Source organism: Pseudomonas sp. ML2-2023-6 (assembly GCF_037055265.1).
Lineage (GTDB): Bacteria > Pseudomonadota > Gammaproteobacteria > Pseudomonadales > Pseudomonadaceae > Aquipseudomonas > Aquipseudomonas kulmbachensis.
Genome location: NZ_CP146347.1, coordinates 3,627,713 through 3,644,481, shown reverse-complemented (window position 1 = coordinate 3,644,481; position 16,769 = coordinate 3,627,713). Strand labels below are relative to the sequence as shown.

The 16,769-nt window shown below is 58.6% G+C and carries 14 protein-coding genes and 2 pseudogenes; 11 read left to right on the top strand and 5 right to left on the bottom strand.

What is annotated here, in order from left to right:
• Nucleotides 1-53: 53 nt before the first annotated feature.
• The 6 genes and pseudogenes from V6L79_RS16735 to V6L79_RS16710 form a co-directional block, all read left to right on the top strand.
• Nucleotides 54-500: pseudogene (locus V6L79_RS16735) on the top strand (TauD/TfdA dioxygenase family protein); the annotation flags it as partial.
• 35 nt (nt 501-535) lie between these two features.
• Nucleotides 536-1,138 (top strand): annotated as a pseudogene (locus tag V6L79_RS16730) (TauD/TfdA dioxygenase family protein); the annotation flags it as partial.
• Nucleotides 1,139-1,166: 28 nt separating this feature from the next.
• Nucleotides 1,167-2,186: an ABC transporter substrate-binding protein gene (locus tag V6L79_RS16725; protein WP_261738430.1), complete on the top strand. Its 1,020-nt coding sequence runs from the start codon at nt 1,167-1,169 to the stop codon at nt 2,184-2,186.
• A 5-nt stretch (nt 2,187-2,191) separates the two neighbouring features.
• A complete protein-coding gene (locus V6L79_RS16720; protein WP_321833358.1) occupies nt 2,192-3,052 on the top strand; it encodes an ABC transporter ATP-binding protein in 861 nt (286 codons plus the stop codon).
• An 18-nt stretch (nt 3,053-3,070) separates the two neighbouring features.
• On the top strand, nt 3,071-3,937 hold the full coding sequence (locus V6L79_RS16715; protein ID WP_261738428.1) for an ABC transporter permease: 867 nt from the start codon (nt 3,071-3,073) through the stop codon (nt 3,935-3,937).
• A gap of 247 nt (nt 3,938-4,184) precedes the next feature.
• On the top strand, nt 4,185-5,171 hold the full coding sequence (locus tag V6L79_RS16710) for a hypothetical protein (RefSeq protein ID WP_261738427.1): 987 nt from the start codon (nt 4,185-4,187) through the stop codon (nt 5,169-5,171).
• 20 nt (nt 5,172-5,191) lie between these two features.
• On the opposite strand, the gene V6L79_RS16705 is transcribed toward V6L79_RS16710, so the two are convergent.
• Together V6L79_RS16705 and tauA are read right to left on the bottom strand one after the other, a co-directional pair.
• The gene (locus tag V6L79_RS16705) at nt 5,192-5,629 is read right to left on the bottom strand and encodes a YqaA family protein (protein WP_338579208.1); all 438 of its coding nucleotides are present in this window, start codon (nt 5,627-5,629) and stop codon (nt 5,192-5,194) included.
• A gap of 204 nt (nt 5,630-5,833) precedes the next feature.
• Nucleotides 5,834-6,808, bottom strand: a complete 975-nt coding sequence (gene tauA, locus V6L79_RS16700; protein ID WP_338579207.1) for a taurine ABC transporter substrate-binding protein — start codon at nt 6,806-6,808, stop codon at nt 5,834-5,836.
• Between the two features lie 267 nt (nt 6,809-7,075).
• Here tauA and V6L79_RS16695 point away from each other — a divergent pair, with 267 nt between their 5' ends.
• The gene (locus tag V6L79_RS16695) at nt 7,076-9,109 is read left to right on the top strand and encodes a c-type cytochrome (RefSeq protein ID WP_338579206.1); all 2,034 of its coding nucleotides are present in this window, start codon (nt 7,076-7,078) and stop codon (nt 9,107-9,109) included.
• A 118-nt stretch (nt 9,110-9,227) separates the two neighbouring features.
• Here V6L79_RS16695 and mrdA read toward each other — a convergent pair whose 3' ends face one another.
• Entirely contained in the window at nt 9,228-11,123 is a 1,896-nt protein-coding gene (gene mrdA / locus V6L79_RS16690) for a penicillin-binding protein 2 (RefSeq protein ID WP_338579205.1), read from the bottom strand.
• Nucleotides 11,124-11,292: 169 nt separating this feature from the next.
• On the opposite strand from mrdA, the gene V6L79_RS16685 reads away from it, so the two are divergent.
• Entirely contained in the window at nt 11,293-12,210 is a 918-nt protein-coding gene (locus V6L79_RS16685) for a pyridoxal-phosphate dependent enzyme (protein ID WP_321833347.1), read from the top strand.
• Between the two features lie 17 nt (nt 12,211-12,227).
• Here V6L79_RS16685 and V6L79_RS16680 read toward each other — a convergent pair whose 3' ends face one another.
• Nucleotides 12,228-12,776 carry a cytochrome b gene (locus tag V6L79_RS16680; protein ID WP_261738422.1) on the bottom strand — a complete coding sequence of 183 codons (549 nt, stop codon included), beginning with the start codon at nt 12,774-12,776 and terminating at the stop codon, nt 12,228-12,230.
• A 95-nt stretch (nt 12,777-12,871) separates the two neighbouring features.
• Complete coding sequence (locus V6L79_RS16675) at nt 12,872-13,828, bottom strand: DUF1853 family protein (RefSeq protein WP_338579204.1); 957 nt, start codon at nt 13,826-13,828, stop codon at nt 12,872-12,874.
• 101 nt (nt 13,829-13,929) lie between these two features.
• On the opposite strand from V6L79_RS16675, the gene V6L79_RS16670 reads away from it, so the two are divergent.
• From V6L79_RS16670 to V6L79_RS16660, 3 genes are read left to right on the top strand one after another with little or no spacing between them, the layout of a single operon-like run.
• Complete coding sequence (locus V6L79_RS16670) at nt 13,930-14,820, top strand: NAD(+) kinase (RefSeq protein WP_095000386.1); 891 nt, start codon at nt 13,930-13,932, stop codon at nt 14,818-14,820.
• Complete coding sequence (locus V6L79_RS16665) at nt 14,820-15,791, top strand: metallophosphoesterase (RefSeq protein WP_261738420.1); 972 nt, start codon at nt 14,820-14,822, stop codon at nt 15,789-15,791. The genes V6L79_RS16670 and V6L79_RS16665 overlap by 1 nt, the downstream gene beginning before the upstream one ends.
• Complete coding sequence (locus V6L79_RS16660; protein ID WP_338579203.1) at nt 15,788-16,666, top strand: rhomboid family intramembrane serine protease; 879 nt, start codon at nt 15,788-15,790, stop codon at nt 16,664-16,666. The genes V6L79_RS16665 and V6L79_RS16660 overlap by 4 nt, the downstream gene beginning before the upstream one ends.
• Nucleotides 16,667-16,769: the final 103 nt, after the last annotated feature.

Below are 16,769 nucleotides of genomic sequence, written 5' to 3'. Positions count from 1 at the left end.
GAGTTTCTGATCGATTGGCGCGCCATTGGGTGTGCCCTGCGTGGGAGTGATTTATGTCTGCACCGTCTGCCTCTGCGATTGCCGTGAGCATCGCCCCTCAAGCCTTTGAAATCCGCCCGTTCAGCGGCGCAGTGGGTGCCGAGATTATCGGCCTTGATCTGGCATTGTCGATCAATGACCAGGACTTTGCGCGTATTCACCGCGCCCATCTGGAGCATCACGTGGTGGTGTTCCGCGATCAGCGCATTACCCCGCAGCAACAGATTGCCTTCAGCCGTCGCTTCGGCATTTTACAAATCCATGTGCTCAAGCAGTTTCTGCTGACCGGCCACCCGGAAATCCTGATCGTCTCCAACATTATAGAAAACGGCCAATCCATCGGTCTAGGCGATGCGGGCAAGTTCTGGCACTCCGATCTTTCCTATAAGGAGCTGCCGAGCCTGGGGTCGATGCTGCATGCCCAAGAGCTGCCATCCGAAGGTGGTGACACCCTGTTTGCCGATATGCACAAAGCCTGGGATGGCTTGCCGCAAGCGTTGCCAACATTATAGAAAACGGCCAATCCATCGGTCTAGGCGATGCGGGCAAGTTCTGGCACTCCGATCTTTCCTATAAGGAGCTGCCGAGCCTGGGGTCGATGCTGCATGCCCAAGAGCTGCCATCCGAAGGTGGTGACACCCTGTTTGCCGATATGCACAAAGCCTGGGATGGCTTGCCGCAAGCGTTGCGCAATGCAGTTGAGGGCCGCTCGGCCGCGCACTCGTATACCGCGCGTTACAGCGAAAGCAAATTCGAAGGCAACTGGCGCCCGACCCTGACCCCGGAGCAACTGGCACAGGTCAGCGAAGTGGTGCATCCGGTGGTCCGTACCCACCCGGAAAATGGCCGCAAGGCGCTGTTTGTCAGTGAGGGTTTCACCACCCGTATCGTCGGCCTGCCCGAAGACGAAAGCCGTCAGTTGCTGGCCGAGCTTTACGCCTACAGCGTGCTGCCAGAGAACATCTATCGCCACCAATGGCAGCCCCACGACCTGGTGTTCTGGGACAACCGCTCACTGATCCATCTCGCTGCCGGATGCCCGAGCCATCTGCGCCGCAAGCTCTACCGCACCACCATTCAGGGCAATGCCCCTTACTGATCGTCCCCATATTTCAAGGAGCATAACCATGCCCACATCAATCAAATCCGTGGCCGCCAGTCTTGGTCTGGGCTTGAGTCTACTCGCCAGCAGTCTTGTGGCTCCGAACGTGGCCCATGCTGAAGGCGAGATCCGAATCGCCGAGCAGTTCGGCATTGTTTACCTGTTGCTCAACGTGGTGCGCGATCAAAACCTGATCGAGAAGCACGGCAAAGAGGAGGGCATTGATATCAAGGTCGACTGGACCCAATTGTCCGGCGGTGCGGCGGTCAACGACGCCTTGCTGTCGGGCTCGATTGATATTGCTGGGGCCGGGGTTGGCCCGCTGCTGACCATCTGGGACCGTACCCACGGCAGGCAGAACGTCAAGGCTGTGGCGTCGCTGGGCAACTTTCCGTACTACCTGCTGAGCAATAACCCGCAGGTCAAAACCATTGCCGATTTCACCGAGAAGGACCGCATCGCAGTGCCTGCCGTGGGTGTATCCGTGCAGTCGCGCTTTTTGCAATACGCCGCGGCCAAGCAATGGGGCGATAAGGAGTTCAACCGGCTGGACAAGTACACAATTGCCGTCCCGCACCCGGACGCCACTGCTGCGTTGATTGCCGGTGGTACGGAGTTGAGCGGGCATTTTTCCAACCCGCCTTTCCAGGACCAGGCACTTAAAAACCCTAATGTGCATGTGGTACTCAATACCTATGACCTGCTCGGCCCGAACTCGCCCACGGTGCTGTTCACCACCGAGAAGTTCCGCAACGACAACCCGAAAACCTACAAGGCCTTTGTCGAGGCGTTAACCGAAGCCGCCGAGTTTGCCCAAAACGACAAGGGTGCTGCCGCTGACACGTATATCCGCGTCACCAAGGCCAAGATTGACCGCGCCGAGTTGCTGAAAATCATCGACAACCCACAGTACGAATTCAGCGTGACGCCGAAAAACACCTACCCGCTGGCCGAATTTTTGTACCGCGTCGGGGCGATCAAAAACAAACCTGAGTCCTGGAAAGATTACTTCTTCCAGGATGCAAAACCGCTGCAGGGGAGCTGATACCCATGAATGCTTCCGTGCAAGGCCACACGGCCAGCCACCTGACCGCAACAGGCCCGGCCCTGTTGTCGGTCGACCAGGTCAGCCTCGAGTACCGCACACCGCAGCGTGTGGTGCGGGCTACCCATCAGGTGAGTTTCGAAATCGACTCCGCTGACCGTTTTATCCTCCTTGGCCCTTCGGGTTGCGGCAAGTCAACGCTGCTCAAGGCGGTCGCCGGGTTTCATTCGCCCTGCGAAGGACACATCCGCCTGCTGGGGCAAGCCGTCACCGCCCCGGGGCCGGATCGCATGGTGGTGTTTCAGGAGTTCGATCAACTGCCGCCCTGGAAGACGGTCAAGCAAAACGTGATGTTCCCGCTGCTGGCTTCCAGAACCCTGCCACGGCGCGAAGCCGAGGAGCGAGCGCTGCACTATCTGGACAAGGTCGGTTTGACGGCGTTTGCCGATGCTTACCCACATACCTTGTCCGGCGGCATGAAGGCTCGCGTGGCAATCGCTCGAGCCTTGGCGATGCAGCCGAAAATCCTGTTGATGGACGAGCCTTTCGCCGCGCTCGATGCTCTGACCCGGCGCAAGATGCAGGAGGAGTTGTTGCTGCTCTGGGAAGAAGTACGTTTTACCTTGCTGTTTGTCACCCACTCCATCGAAGAGGCGCTGGTGGTCGGCAACCGCATATTGTTGCTGTCGCCGCATCCGGGCCGTGTGCGCGCTGAAATCAACAGTCATCAATACGGGCTGCACAGCCTTGGCGGTACGGAGTTCCAACAGGCGGCGCGGCGCATCCACCGGCTGCTGTTTGATGAAAATGACGCTGCAAGCAGCGAACAAGCGCTGAACTTCGCCGATATTCGTATCGCTTATTGAGCTGTGGAGGGTTGCCCGATGAGCCAATCATCATCTGTACGCCAGGAATACGAAGTCGTTCTGGAACCGCTGCTGACAGTGCCAGTGGAACGCGAATTACCGCTCGGCCAGCGACTCTGGCAGCAGGGCTGGTTACGTAAAAGCCTGATTCTGATCGTGCTCGCGGTACTCTGGGAGCTGGTGGCGCGCTACCAGAACAACGACCTGTTACTGCCCACTTTTTTGCAAACCGCCAGCGCCCTGTATGACGGTTTGATCAGCGGCGAACTGCTGAACAAAGTCGGCATTTCCCTGGTGGTACTGCTCAAGGGTTACCTGATCGGTATCGCACTGGCGTTCGCCTTGACCACGCTGGCGGTGTCGACCCAGTTGGGCCGTGACCTGCTGAGCACCCTGACCTCGATGTTCAACCCGCTGCCGGCCATTGCCCTGTTGCCATTGGCGCTGCTGTGGTTCGGGCTGGGGCAGAACAGCCTGATTTTCGTGCTGGTGCATTCGGTGCTCTGGGCCCTGGCCCTGAATACCTATGCGGGATTTCTCGGGGTTTCGCAAACCTTGCGCATGGCCGGGCGTAACTACGGTTTGAAGGGTATTCGCTTTGTGCTGTTGATCCTGATCCCGGCGGCGTTACCCTCAATCCTTGCGGGCCTCAAAATCGGCTGGGCATTCGCCTGGCGCACGCTCATCGCCGCCGAGCTGGTGTTCGGCGCAACCAGCGGCAAGGGCGGCCTGGGCTGGTACATCTTTCAGAACCGCAACGAGTTGTATACCGACAAAGTGTTTGCCGGGTTGGCAGTGGTGATTCTGATCGGTTTGCTGGTGGAGAACCTGGTATTCGATACCCTTGAGCGGGTCACGGTGAAGCGCTGGGGCATGCAACACTGATTGCTCAATGAAACCGTATGTATTTGCATTACTGGACGTACCGCTCCTGATGGCTATCCTCACCTTTAGCTCAGAGCACCCTCGGCTCTCGCTTGGGGTTAAACCGATTCGCCGTCTGAATACCGGTTTTGAAATTTAAAGATCTTTTTTTTCAAAGACGTGTGATAGGTTGATGGCTAAGTGCTACCTTGCCGTTGCGTATAGTTAAGCAATTTGGCATCACTACCTCTCTATCGGAGCGAACGCCATGCAGTTATTCAGAAAGCTGTTGAATATTCTGGGGCAGGCTGATTGCAGCCGCGAGCGTGCAGACAATCCAGTGTTTATCCCGGCCGAGTTTGAAAGTCTCAAACGCGAACTCAATATTGTTGAGCAAGCCAGCCGCCACGGTGAGCAGGGCTACCCTGCGGTAGAAGCCACTCGGTTGACTGCCATCGAAGAGAGTATCCGCACCACACTTGAGTCCGAGCGCAACAAGGTGCTGGCGTGGGCCGACTCGCGGATTGCCACGATTCAGAATCAGCTAAGTGCTCTGGATATCATCAGTACGGTGGACCGCTGCGCTCAGTTTGATCAAGAGTTTGAGCGTGCCATAGACAGTCTTCTGAATGACTACGCTGTACGGCTGCAGCGCCTGGAGTACAGCGCGCGGGAGCAGGAGGCTGAACTGTGTGCTTTCAAGGCACAAAATCACTCCGGATTGCTCAAGCAGCAAAAGCGCCGTAATGACGCGTTGGGTGTCTATCAGGATGAAATTGCAGATGTACGCAATGAGCTTATGGCACTCAAGCAAGAGTTCCTGGAAAAGCTCGAATCGGATGTATTGGCATGTAATCAACAATTGGTTAGTTACCAGTCGGTTCTGGACGAAAAACGCACTGTAAGATCGTTGCGGGCCAGTGGTTTGAACAAGGCGGAAATGATTTTGGCGGGGCTTGTTCAATGCTATCGCGCCGAGAACCAATTGCATCGCAATGGTCGGCGAGTGCCTGCTTACTTCAATGAAAGCATTGCGCTGCAGCCCATTGAGCTATCCGAGATCGACACCGCCGATGATCAAGTTCGCCTGGCTGCACAGCAACTGGCGCTGGTGGGTTTGATTGAGCAGCTGGAGCAGATTCGTACGCGAATTCAGTCGTCGTTCTATCAAAAGTACAATCAATTGACGCCCTTATCCTGGCTGCCCGAATACCCGCCGGTAATGGACGGCCGCATTTCGGCAGAGCCGGTTTAACTTGCCTGCGGGCTGGGCGTTTACGCCCAGCCCAGGGTTAGCCCTGTCAGCAGCAGATAGCGCGCACCCTTGGCCAGGGTGACGATCAGCACGAAACTCCACAGCGGTTCGCGCATAACTCCGGCGATGACCGTGATCGGGTCGCCGATGATTGGTACCCAGCTCAGCAACAGCGACCAGCGGCCATAACGCAGGTAAAACTGCTGCGCCTTGTCGAGTTTTTGCTCGCTGACCGGGAACCAGCGTTTGTGCCGAAAACGTTCGATTGATCGGCCCAGTACCCAATTCAATACCGAGCCCAGGACATTGCCCAGAGTGGCGACTGCCAGCAATGTCAGCGCCACATACTTGCCGGACAACAGCATGCCGACCAGTACGGCTTCTGACTGCATGGGCAGTATCGACGCGGCCCCGAAGGCGGCCAGGAACAGACCCAAATAGCTGGTTAACTCAAACACTCGAAATTACGCAGATGATGGGCGCCACCTTTGTGGGATTAATCTGGCGGTCCTTATCGCAGCCTCGCGCAATGGCTGTCAATGTAAGTGGGGCCCTTGTGGGAGCGAGCCTGCTCGCGAAGATCATTCGCGAGCAGGCTCTCTCCCACGCTTGAAGTATCTAACGCGTTTACCGGGTCGCTCCTCCACGCTCCTCATAACGGGTTATTCAGGCAAAAACTTGTCGCTGACATAGGGTGAATAGTCCGCCAGTACGCTTTCGATCTTGCCTTGATCCTTGAGGAACAAGGCAGTCCGGGCGATATCCTTGGTCGTACCGCCGCCCAGCAACTGCGGTGATTTTTGCTCGGCGGCGGAAGGGAAGTGCGCACCGTGCAGCAATTCGGGAATGTCCTGGGCATTGGCGCCGGTCAGTTTGGCGATTTTCTGCACTTGTTCCGAATCTGCAGTCCAGGCGGCCTGGTGGGCATTGTAGTCGGCGATTGCGTCGAGGCTGACTTTGGCAAATTGCGCGACTATCTCAGGGTGTTTATCGGCAAAATCCTTGCGGGCGACCCAGACTTCAAAGGTCGGCGCGCCCCATTCGCTGACCTGGCCTGCGTCGGCGAGGATTTTTCCGGTCTTGCGGATTTCCCCCAGCGCAGGTGACCAAGTAAACGCACCGTCGATATCACCGCGATTCCAGGCCGCGGTGATTTGCGCGGGGCTGAGGTTGACCACCTTCACTTGTTGCGGGGTAAGGTTCCAGTGTTTCAGCGCGCCCAGCAGGCTGTAGTGCGAAGTAGACACAAAGGGCGTGGCGATGGTCTTGCCGATCAGGTCCTGCGGGCCGTTGATGCCGCTGCCATCACGCACTACCAGCGCTTCGGAACCCTTGATTTGCGCCGTGACGATAAAGGTCACCAACGGCACGTTGCGCGAGGCCGCAGCAGCCAGGGGGCTTGAGCCCAGATTGCCGATTTGCAAATCACCGGAAGCCAGTGCTGCTACCACGGACGGGCCTGAATCAAAGCGGCGCCAGTCGATTTTTTCACCAATGGCCTTTTCATAGCTGCCTTCGGCTTGGGCCAGTTTGGTGGGATCAATGCCGGTGATATAGCCGATGGTCACATCAGCCGCCTGCGCGCCGAAGCTGAGCCCTGCGATGGAAAGAGCAATCAAAAGTGTGCGCATGGACATGGGTGGACCTTGTTCTGATGAGGTAGAAAGACGAGGTCCGGTGGTCCGGTCTGCTGAATCTAAGTGCTTTAAATAAAAGGCGAAAATACCGTTTTGGAACTAGCTTAGAGCGCTCGCTTGCGCCGTCTGGTTGCGCCGCCCATGACCGGGGTCAAACGCCATGCATTTAAAAGCCGGTACAACCCCAGTGTGAGGAATCAATAACAAAACCAGCATGGCCCGTTTCGAGGGGACCACCCCAGATCGACGCCTTAAAGGAATAACGCGATGCTTTCTACCTTCCCACGTCTGGCGTTTACCGGCCTGATGTTGCTTTGCACAGCCCATGTGCAGGCCGGTGAGCCGACAACGGCAACCAACCCCCTGATTCAACGCGGTCAGTACGTGGCCCAGCTTGGCGACTGTATTGCCTGCCACACCGCCAAGGGCGGTGCGGTGATGGCCGGTGGCCTGGAGCTGAAAACGCCGATGGGCACGATTTATTCGAGCAATATCACGCCGGACCCCGAGACTGGCATCGGTCAATACAGCTTTGAGCAATTCGACCGGGCCATGCGTGAAGGGGTCACCCCTGCGGGGCAGAACCTGTACCCGGCCATGCCGTATCCGTCTTACGCCAAGATGAGCGAAGACGATATGCGCGCCTTGTACGGCTACCTGATGCAAGGCGTTACCCCGGTCAAACAGACCAACCTTGAGGCAGACATGGGCTTTCCGTTTAACCAGCGCTGGGGGCTGGCATTGTGGAACTGGGCCTTTGTCGACACTCAGCCATTTGTTGGCGACCCGGCCAAGAGCCCCGAGCTCAACCGTGGCGCCTATCTGGTGCAGGGGCTGGGGCATTGCGGCTCATGCCACACGCCTCGCGGGATCGCCTTCCAGGAAAAGGCCATGAGTGATGCGGGCAGCAGCGGCAAGCACTACTTGGCGGGCGAGACCGTTGAAGCGTGGCGCGCCTTGAGCCTGCGCAATCTGTGGACAGTGGAGGACACCGTACAACTGCTCAAAACCGGGCAAAACCGCTTTGCCACGGTCTCGGGCAATATGGCCGACGTGATTCACCACAGCACCCAGCACTTCACCGATGCGGATCTGACCGCCATCGCCAGCTATCTGAAGTCGCTGCCACCGGGCAAGGATGATTTGCCGATGCCCGCTGTGGCAACCGGGCCGGTCAGGGCGCCAGACACCTTGTTCAGTACTCGGGGTGGTTTGGGATATACCCAGTTCTGCGCCGACTGCCATCGCCCGGATGGCGGTGGGGTCAAGGGGATTTTCCCGCCGCTAAACGGCAACCCGGGGATCGTGGCGGCTAATCCGACCACGTTGCTGCATATCACTCTGACCGGCTGGGAAACTCCGGAAACGGCCGCGCACCCAAGGGTGTACACCATGCCCGGCTTTGCGCGGTTGGCGGATGATGAAATTGCCGAGATCCTGAGTTTTGTGCGCAGCAGTTGGGGTAATGACGCCCCAGCGATCAAGCCTGCGCAAGTGGCCAAAATGCGCAAACAACTTAACCCGCAGACCATCGACGAGACAGCCTTTGTCACCCCGAGGCTGGCCAATCTGCTCAGTGCAGCCAATGCCGATCAAGTGGTGCGTGGCATGCGCTTGCACCTGCAAACCAAGGCATTGCTGCCGGACAACGTTGGCAATGCGCTCAACTGCACCAGTTGCCACTTGAACGCGGGCACCGTGGCCGATGGTTCGCCGTTTGTTGGCGTGTCGGCGTTCTTCCCCAGCTATGCGCCCCGTGCGGGCAAGGAGGTGACGCTGGAGGAGCGGATCAATGGTTGCTTCCGTCGTTCGATGGATGGCAAGCCGTTGCCGGTGACTTCGCCCGATATGCAAGCGATGGTGGCGTACTTTGACTGGATGAAAATGAATACCGTTGCTGGCGACAAGGTTGCGGGCAGGGGTGTGGGCAAGGTTGATCCGAACATCAAGCCCGATCCGGTAAACGGCAAGGCAGTGTATGTGCAGCAATGCGCGGTGTGCCACGGTGACAACGGCGATGGCTTGAAGCACGCCGATGGCAGCTTTGTGTATCCGCCGTTGTGGGGTGATGAGTCGTTCAATATAGGCGCGGGCATGGCGCGCACCTACACGGCGGCGGCGTTCGTCAAACGCAATATGCCGATTGGCTTCCATGAGAAGTTCCCGTTGGGGCAGGGCGGACTATCGGATCAGGAGGCGGTGGATGTGGCCGAGTACTTCTCGCATCAACCACGGCCTGACTTTGTCGATAAGGCCAAGGACTGGCCGAAGGGCGGCAAGCCGGTGGATGCGCGGTACTGAGCCGTGAAGTGCCAGCCAGACTGAGTTGATGCCATCGCGGGCAAGCCCGCTCCCACAAGATCGACGCAAAATCTGTGGGAGCGGGCTTGCTCGCGATTCAGTCAACCCGGTTGCAGCTTCAGACGTGCGGGGTCGTGTGTGCCTTGATCTGCGGGCTGGCGTACTGTGGTTTTAGCACGCCCTGGTTGTCGAGCAGCCAGGCGTCCATCACTTTGCGCACCACCGGGCCTGCAACCCGGCCACCGGCTTCGCCGTTTTCGATCATCACCGAGATCACAATCTGCGGGTCTTCGGCAGGGGCGAAGCCGACAAACAGGGCGTTGTCGCGATTGCGCTCGGCGGTTTTCAGGCGGTTGTAACGTTCGCCCTGCTTGATCGCCACCACCTGCGCAGTACCACTTTTACCGGCAATCCGGTATTGCACGCCCTGGGCCGCTGCCCGGGCAATGCCGCGCGGGTCGTGCATCACCAGTTGCATGGCGTGGTTGACCTGATCCCAGTCTCGCGGATCGCGCAGCACCAGATTGGGAATCGGGTGCTCATCCACCGGTGGCGTTCCGTCAACGGTTTTGGCCAGGTGCGGACGGTTCCATACCCCTTTGTTGGCAATCAGTGCCGTGGCTTGCGCCAGTTGCAGCGGGGTGACCTGCATGTAGCCCTGGCCAATCCCCAAAATCACCGTCTCGCCCGGGAACCAGGCTTGGCGGCGGGTACTGCGCTTCCACTCGCGGGACGGCATCAAACCTGACGACTCTTCGAACATGTCCAGCGACACCTTTTGCCCCAACCCGAACTCCGCCATGTAGTCGTGCATGCGGTCAATGCCCAGCTTGGATGCAAGGTCATAAAAGTAGGTGTCGTTGGAGCGCATGATGGCAGCGTTCAAGTCCACCCAGCCGTCGCCGCTGTGGTTCCAGTTGCGGTATTTGTGGTCGACGTTCGGCAGTTGGAAATAGCCGGGGTCGAACACCCTGGTCGAGGCCGAAATCACGCCGCTGTCCAGACCTGCAATCGCCACTTCGGGCTTGATTGTCGAACCCGGCGCATACAGTCCGCGCAACGCTCGGTTGAACAGTGGCTTGTCGATGGAATCACGCAGCCCGGAGTAGTCTTTTGAGCTAATACCGGTCACGAACAGGTTAGGGTCAAAGCTGGGTTTGCTGACCATGGCCAACACTTCGCCGGTTTTCGGGTCCAGGGCGATGATCGAACCGCGACGGTCTCCGAGTGCATCTTCGGCGGCTTCCTGGAGCTTGATGTCCAGGCTCAGGACGATGTTTTTACCCGCTACCGCATCGGTGTGACGCAGCACGCGCATGACCCGGCCCTGGGCGTTGGTTTCGACTTCTTCAAAACCGACCTTGCCGTGCAATTCGTTTTCATAAAAACGTTCGATGCCGGTTTTGCCTATCGACTGCGTGCCGCGGTATTGGGTGGGATCCAGCTGTTTGGCTTCTTTCTCGTTGATCCGGCCAACATAACCGACCGAATGGGCAAAGTGATCGCCCTGCGGGTAATGGCGTACGAACTGCGCCTCGACATCAATGCCCGGCAGGCGGAACTGATTGACCGCCAGCAGGGCGATTTGCTCCTCACTCAGCTCGTACAGCAGAGTCGAGGGGTCAAACGGGTGGCGCGCCTGCTTCATGGCTTTGGCAAACACCGCGCGGTCTTCTTCAGGCAAATGCAGAATGCTCATCACCGAGTCCAGCACCTTGGCGGTATCGCCGGCCCGTTCGCGGGTGATAGTCATATTGAAACTGGGCTGGTTGTCGGCCAGCAGTACGCCGTTGCGGTCGTAGATAAAACCGCGTTCAGGCGGGATCGGCAGCACATGCACCCGATTGTTCTCGGACACCGTCGAGTTGTAATCGAACTCGGTGACTTGCAGAAAATACATACGCCCGATCAGCGCGCAGCTGATCGCCAGCACCAGCCCGGCGCACGCGATCAGTCTTTTATTGACCAGGCGTTTTTCGCTTTCGTGATCTTTAAGGGGGATCGGATCGGGCATGGTCGGATGGTCTCGCGTCATTAAACAGATAGCAGCAGCCACAGCGAGGCTACGAAATTCGGCGCACACCTTACCAAGAAGCCTGCAGTCGAGTCAGGTTATTGGGCACCCTGAACATGAAAATCGACAGGCTGCTGTAAACTCGCTCTTTTTCCAATTGAGCCTTCCCATGCTGCCCTTGATCGACTGGCACCCCCATGCACCCTTGCAGCGTTTGCATCTTGACTGGCTGCAACAGGCCGGGGTGGAGGTGGCAGTGCTGCGCCTGGACTTGATTGATCCGCTGATCAGCGGCAACAAGTGGTTCAAGCTGACCGAGCATTTACGTGCGGCCCAGGAGGCGGGGGCTGAGGGGCTGATCAGCTTGGGCGGTGCCCACTCCAACCATTTGCATGCCCTGGCGGCAGCCGGCAAGCGTTTTGGCTTTGCCACGGTGGGGCTATTGCGCGGCCATGTGCAGCAAACCCCCACTACGCTGGACCTTGAACGCTATGGCATGCAGTTGCACTGGCTGGGCTTTGCTGGTTACCGGGCACGCCATGAGCCCGATTTCTGGCAGCCCTGGCAAGCCTTGTATCCGGGTTTGCAGCAGGTTCCGGAAGGCGGTGGTGGCTTGGCGGGTGCACTGGGCTGTGTGCCGCTGGTGGCTATGCTGCGTGAGCAACTGGTGGATGTGGGCTGGGATGATTACGACGGCTGGTGGTTGGCGGCAGGTACTGGCACAACCCTGGCCGGGCTGGTGTTGGGCGAGGGGGGTGAGCGCAGGGTTTATGGCGCGCTGGCAGTGCCGACGGATCACGGGGTGGCCCCGCAGGTGGCGGCGATCTTGCAGACGGCAGGGCACAACGAACGCAATTTCGAGCTGATCGATGCCAGCCGTGGCGGTTTTGCCAAGGTTGATCCGGCATTACTGGGGTTTATTCAGGCCAGTGAAACGGCCAGTGGTGTGCCATTGGAGCCGCTGTATACAGCCAAGGCATTAATGGCGCTTGAGCAAGCGGTGAAAGAGGGGAGTATTACACGGGGCAAACGTCTGGTATTCGTCCACACCGGCGGCTTACAAGGCCGCCGGGGGTTTGTAGTTTAAAAAAAGGGGGGCTGGGTTTAGCCGCGTTTAGGCAGCATGCGCAACAGGGTGTTGTCCTTGATCAAATAGTGGTGCGCCAGCCCTGCTACGGCGTGCAAGCCGATCAGCCAATAGCCGATGGTGCCGCCCAGTTCGTGCCAGCTTTTGATTTGCTTGGCGAAGTCCGGGTCTTTGGCGGTCAGCGGCAGGATGTCGAAGCCGTAGAAGTACACTGGCTTGTCGTTGTAGCTCAATACCAGATAGCCCAATACCGGCATGGCGATCATGAACACGTACAACGCCCAGTGCATCAACGTGGCAAGGGCTGTTTGCCAGGCAGGCGGGGTTGGCGTGATTTTCGGCGCTGCACCCAGCGTTCGGGCCAGCAGTCGCAGCCAGACCAGCGCAAACACCGTCAGCCCGAGCATAAAGTGCGCGTCCTTCATCAGGTTGCGGCCGTCGCTGTCTTTGGGGAAGATGCCGCGAAATTCGATTGACGCATAAATCAGTACAAACAACAGCACCATAAGCCAGTGCAGGGCGATGGACATTCGGCTGTAATGTTGGGCGGTGCTTTTCCAGGACATGGTGTTTCCTCACAGTTCAGGTCTGAAGCCTCCATTCTTGTTTGACGGAGTGCTGTTACTTTAAGCGCGTTGGGCAATTTTGCACTTGAGATGTGTCAGCTTTCGGGGGTTCCCGGCACATTTGGCCAAAAATCAGAGACTAAAAACAAGCGTTCGGCTTCTTCCCAGTCACCGTCTTCATTTTCACTCAGGCGCACCAGCAGTTGCGCTGGGGCCTGGGGGTGCAGTTCTGTCAGCCAGATGTCTAGCTGTTGTGCAGTCCATATACCTTCAGGGCCATAGTGCGCCGGGGCGAGCCAGGCATGTCGGAGCAGGGGTTGCCAGCAGCCGGCAGGGCTCTGGCGGGCAAACGCTGGCCAGTCGCGCTGATGCAGCCAGCGCCCACGCAGGTGCTGCGGGTTGGCCCCGTCAGGTGAGCTGGCCTCACCGGGCCACGGGTACAGCAAGTAACCACCGAGCCACAAGTGCGCGCTGAACGTCTGGATATCCAGGCTGGCGAGGATTTCGCGGCTTTCGGGGCGGCCCGACATGGGTAACTGATGTTGGCTGAAGTGCTTGAGTTTGCGGTCCAACCGGTCATTGCTGCCGGGGCCGAGCCATTGCGCAGGGTCCGTGCCGTCACCGTCCTGAGGACCGAGGTAGAGCTTGATCGCCAGTTCCAGGTGATGCACGCCTTCGCGGTCACGCAGCAATAAGTCGAGTTCGCCCAGTGTATGCCCGCCCAGGCGGATAGGCAGGTTGGCGGCCACCAACTCAACGCCGGGGGCGTGCTGCACGGCAAATTGCCACAACCGTTCGTAATAGCGCCCCAGCCGCCGGGTAGTGGCCAGTTCGAGCCAGTGCTGGAGGGGCTCACTGTGCTGATCCAGTTCACGCAACCAGCGTTCCAGTTGTTCCGGAGCCTGGACCCAGTCACTGCCCGCCAACGGATGGCGTTGTGGCCAGGGTGTCTGGATCAGCATCGGCGGGGCGAGAATCACCCACGCCAGATCGCGCACCGCAGGGTGGCGCAGTTGGCGGGGCAGGTTGAGCAAGTCGGGGAAGAGGGTCATTGTCCGAGCATAGCTGTCCTGAGGGCTGAAAGGGTTTTGTCTATCGTGGTCTTTCGCCCATAATCGTTGTTTTCGCACGTATTGAATCCCGCAGGAGCCCCATGGAGCAATTTCGCAATATCGGCATCATAGGTCGTCTGGGCAGCTCGCAAGTGCTCGACACGGTTCGCCGACTGAAAAAATTCCTGCTTGAGCGGCACATGCACGTGATCCTTGAAGACACCATCGCCGAGGTGTTGCCCGGTCATGGTCTGCAAACCTCGTCGCGTAAAATGCTCGGTGAAGTGTGCGACATGGTGATAGTGGTCGGCGGCGATGGCAGTTTGCTTGGCGCCGCGCGGGCACTGGCCCGGCACAATGTCCCGGTACTGGGCATCAACCGTGGCAGCCTGGGCTTCTTGACCGACATCCGCCCCGATGAGCTGGAAGTCAAGGTGGCCGAGGTGCTCGACGGCCACTACCTGGTTGAAAACCGTTTTCTGCTGCAAGCCGAGGTCCGCCGTCACGGCGAGGCCATTGGCCAGGGCGACGCCCTGAATGACGTGGTGCTGCACCCCGGCAAGTCCACGCGCATGATCGAGTTCGAACTGCATATCGACGGTCAGTTCGTGTGCAGCCAAAAGGCCGACGGCCTGATCGTGGCAACGCCCACCGGCTCCACGGCCTACGCGATGTCAGCGGGTGGCCCGATCATGCACCCCAAGCTCGACGCAATCGTAATTGTGCCAATGTACCCGCATACCCTCAGCAGTCGCCCGATTGTGGTCGATGGCAACAGCGAGCTTAAAATCGTGGTGGCCAAGGACATGCAGATCTACCCGCAAGTCTCATGCGATGGTCAGAACCATTTCACCTGTGCACCTGGCGATACTATTAACGTCAGCAAAAAAGCGCAAAAGCTGCGCCTGATCCACCCGTTGGACCACAACTACTATGAAGTGTGTCGGACCAAGCTTGGCTGGGGTAGCCGACTGGGCGGTAGGGCTGACTGATGCTCGATCCAGCGCGCAGTTACGATCTGATCGGTGACGTGCATGGCTGTGCTCATACTCTTGAGCACCTGCTGGAGCGTCTGGGCTATCGCAAACTCGCCGGTATCTGGCGACACCCGCAACGGATAGCGGTGTTCCTGGGTGACATCATTGATCGCGGCCCGCGGATTCGCGAGTCGCTGCATATTGTTTACGACATGGTTCGCGCCGGTCAGGCCCTGTGCCTGATGGGCAACCATGAATTCAACGCGCTGGGCTGGTGCACCCCCGCACCGGTCAGCAGTGGCAAGCAATTTGTGCGTGAGCACACAGCACGGCATGCCCGTCTGATTCACGAAACCCTCGAGCAGTTCGACAAGTACCCCGTTGAATGGCGCGAATTCGTGCAGTGGTTTTACGACATGCCGCTGTTTGTCGACGCAGGGCGCTTCCGGGTGGTCCATGCCTGCTGGGATGCCGAGGTGATCAGTACCTTGCGTGCGCAATACCCCGACGGCTGTATCGACGAGGCGTTCTTGCAGGCGGCGGCAGAGCCCGATAGTTTTGCCAACCTCAGCTTCAATCGACTGTTGCGCGGCACCGACATGCGTCTGCCAGGCGGCATGACCCTGACCGGTGGCGACGGCCTGACGCGGGCGTTCTTTCGCACCAAATTCTGGGAAGACGACCCCAAGACCTACGGCGATATCGTGTTCCAGCCTGATGCTTTGCCCGAGCGGGTAGCGCAGCAGCCCCTGTCCTCCACGGAAAAAGGTGCCTTGTTACGCTACGGCAGTGATGAGCCGCTGTTGTTTGTCGGGCATTACTGGCGCAGTGGCCAACCCGCGCCGATCCGGCCAAACCTGGCGTGCCTGGATTACAGCGCGGTGTTGTACGGCAAGCTGGTGGCTTATCGTCTGGATCAGGAAACCCGGCTGGATCCGAACAAATTTGTATGGGTAGACGTAGATCGCCCTGAGGCCATTCAATGAGTGTTGTAGCTGTTTTACGTTTGCCGCTGTCTGTTGATCTCAGCGCTTTTGTTGGTCTGCTCAGGCGCATGCAGGTGCCGCATCGGGTCAGTGAAGAGGTTGGCGAACAGGTGCTGTGGGCCCCCGAGACTATTGCTGACGATGTGCGCAGTTTGTATCAGCGCTTCCCGGCGGGTGATCCCGAGCATGAGTTGCCTATTGTTGAGCGGCCACCTGCGATGACCCGGCCCGGCTTCGCCCAGCAACTGCGCGACAGCCCGGCTACCGCAATCGTGTTGCTGTTGTGCGTGATCGTGGCGGCCGTGACGCAACTGGGTGACAACTTGTCGACCCTGAGCGCGCTGACCTTCGTCGATTTCAGTATTCAAGGGCAGTACATAACATTTGTGCCGTTGTCCGACAGCCTGGCGTCGGGGCAGTGGTGGCGACTGGTTACCCCGATGCTGATTCACTTCGGCTTTCTGCACATCGCCATGAACGGCATGTGGTACTGGGAGCTGGGACGGCGCATTGAAATGCGCCAGGGCAGTATCAACCTGATCGGCCTGAGCCTGCTGTTTAGCCTGGTGTCCAACTTCGCCCAGTACCTGTTTGGCGGGCCGAGCCTGTTCGGCGGGTTGTCGGGTGTGTTGTACGGGCTGTTGGGGCATGTCTGGATTTACCAGATGATGGCGCCAAACCCCATGTACCACCTGCCTCGCGGGGTATTGGTGATGATGCTGGTGTGGCTGGCACTGTGCATGTCCGGGCTGGTGTCGATGATCGGCTTCGGCCAGATTGCCAACGCGGCCCATGTGGGCGGCTTGCTGATCGGTTGCCTGACCGGTTTACTGGGCGGTCTGTGGGCGCGGCGTAAGCTTGCTATGCACCCGTAGCAGCTGCCGAAGGCTGCGTTCGGCGACGCAGTCGTCGTAAAATCAGGCACTGCGTTATACCTGTTGAATCCGGTTTTCAGGTTTTACGATCGCTTCGCAATCG

What these genes read in the sequence shown, in the direction of transcription:
- V6L79_RS16675 (WP_338579204.1), bottom strand. Translation starts at nt 13,828, where the DNA reads ATGACCCTCTTCCCCGACTTGCTCAACCTGCCCCGCCAACTGCGCCAC.
- V6L79_RS16710 (WP_261738427.1), top strand. Translation starts at nt 4,185, where the DNA reads ATGCAGTTATTCAGAAAGCTGTTGAATATTCTGGGGCAGGCTGATTGC.
- V6L79_RS16715 (WP_261738428.1), top strand. Translation starts at nt 3,071, where the DNA reads ATGAGCCAATCATCATCTGTACGCCAGGAATACGAAGTCGTTCTGGAA.
- V6L79_RS16680 (WP_261738422.1), bottom strand. Translation starts at nt 12,776, where the DNA reads ATGTCCTGGAAAAGCACCGCCCAACATTACAGCCGAATGTCCATCGCC.
- V6L79_RS16670 (WP_095000386.1), top strand. Translation starts at nt 13,930, where the DNA reads ATGGAGCAATTTCGCAATATCGGCATCATAGGTCGTCTGGGCAGCTCG.
- V6L79_RS16720 (WP_321833358.1), top strand. Translation starts at nt 2,192, where the DNA reads ATGAATGCTTCCGTGCAAGGCCACACGGCCAGCCACCTGACCGCAACA.
- V6L79_RS16660 (WP_338579203.1), top strand. Translation starts at nt 15,788, where the DNA reads ATGAGTGTTGTAGCTGTTTTACGTTTGCCGCTGTCTGTTGATCTCAGC.
- V6L79_RS16685 (WP_321833347.1), top strand. Translation starts at nt 11,293, where the DNA reads ATGCTGCCCTTGATCGACTGGCACCCCCATGCACCCTTGCAGCGTTTG.
- mrdA (WP_338579205.1), bottom strand. Translation starts at nt 11,123, where the DNA reads ATGCCCGATCCGATCCCCCTTAAAGATCACGAAAGCGAAAAACGCCTG.
- tauA (WP_338579207.1), bottom strand. Translation starts at nt 6,808, where the DNA reads ATGTCCATGCGCACACTTTTGATTGCTCTTTCCATCGCAGGGCTCAGC.
- V6L79_RS16725 (WP_261738430.1), top strand. Translation starts at nt 1,167, where the DNA reads ATGCCCACATCAATCAAATCCGTGGCCGCCAGTCTTGGTCTGGGCTTG.
- V6L79_RS16695 (WP_338579206.1), top strand. Translation starts at nt 7,076, where the DNA reads ATGCTTTCTACCTTCCCACGTCTGGCGTTTACCGGCCTGATGTTGCTT.
- V6L79_RS16665 (WP_261738420.1), top strand. Translation starts at nt 14,820, where the DNA reads ATGCTCGATCCAGCGCGCAGTTACGATCTGATCGGTGACGTGCATGGC.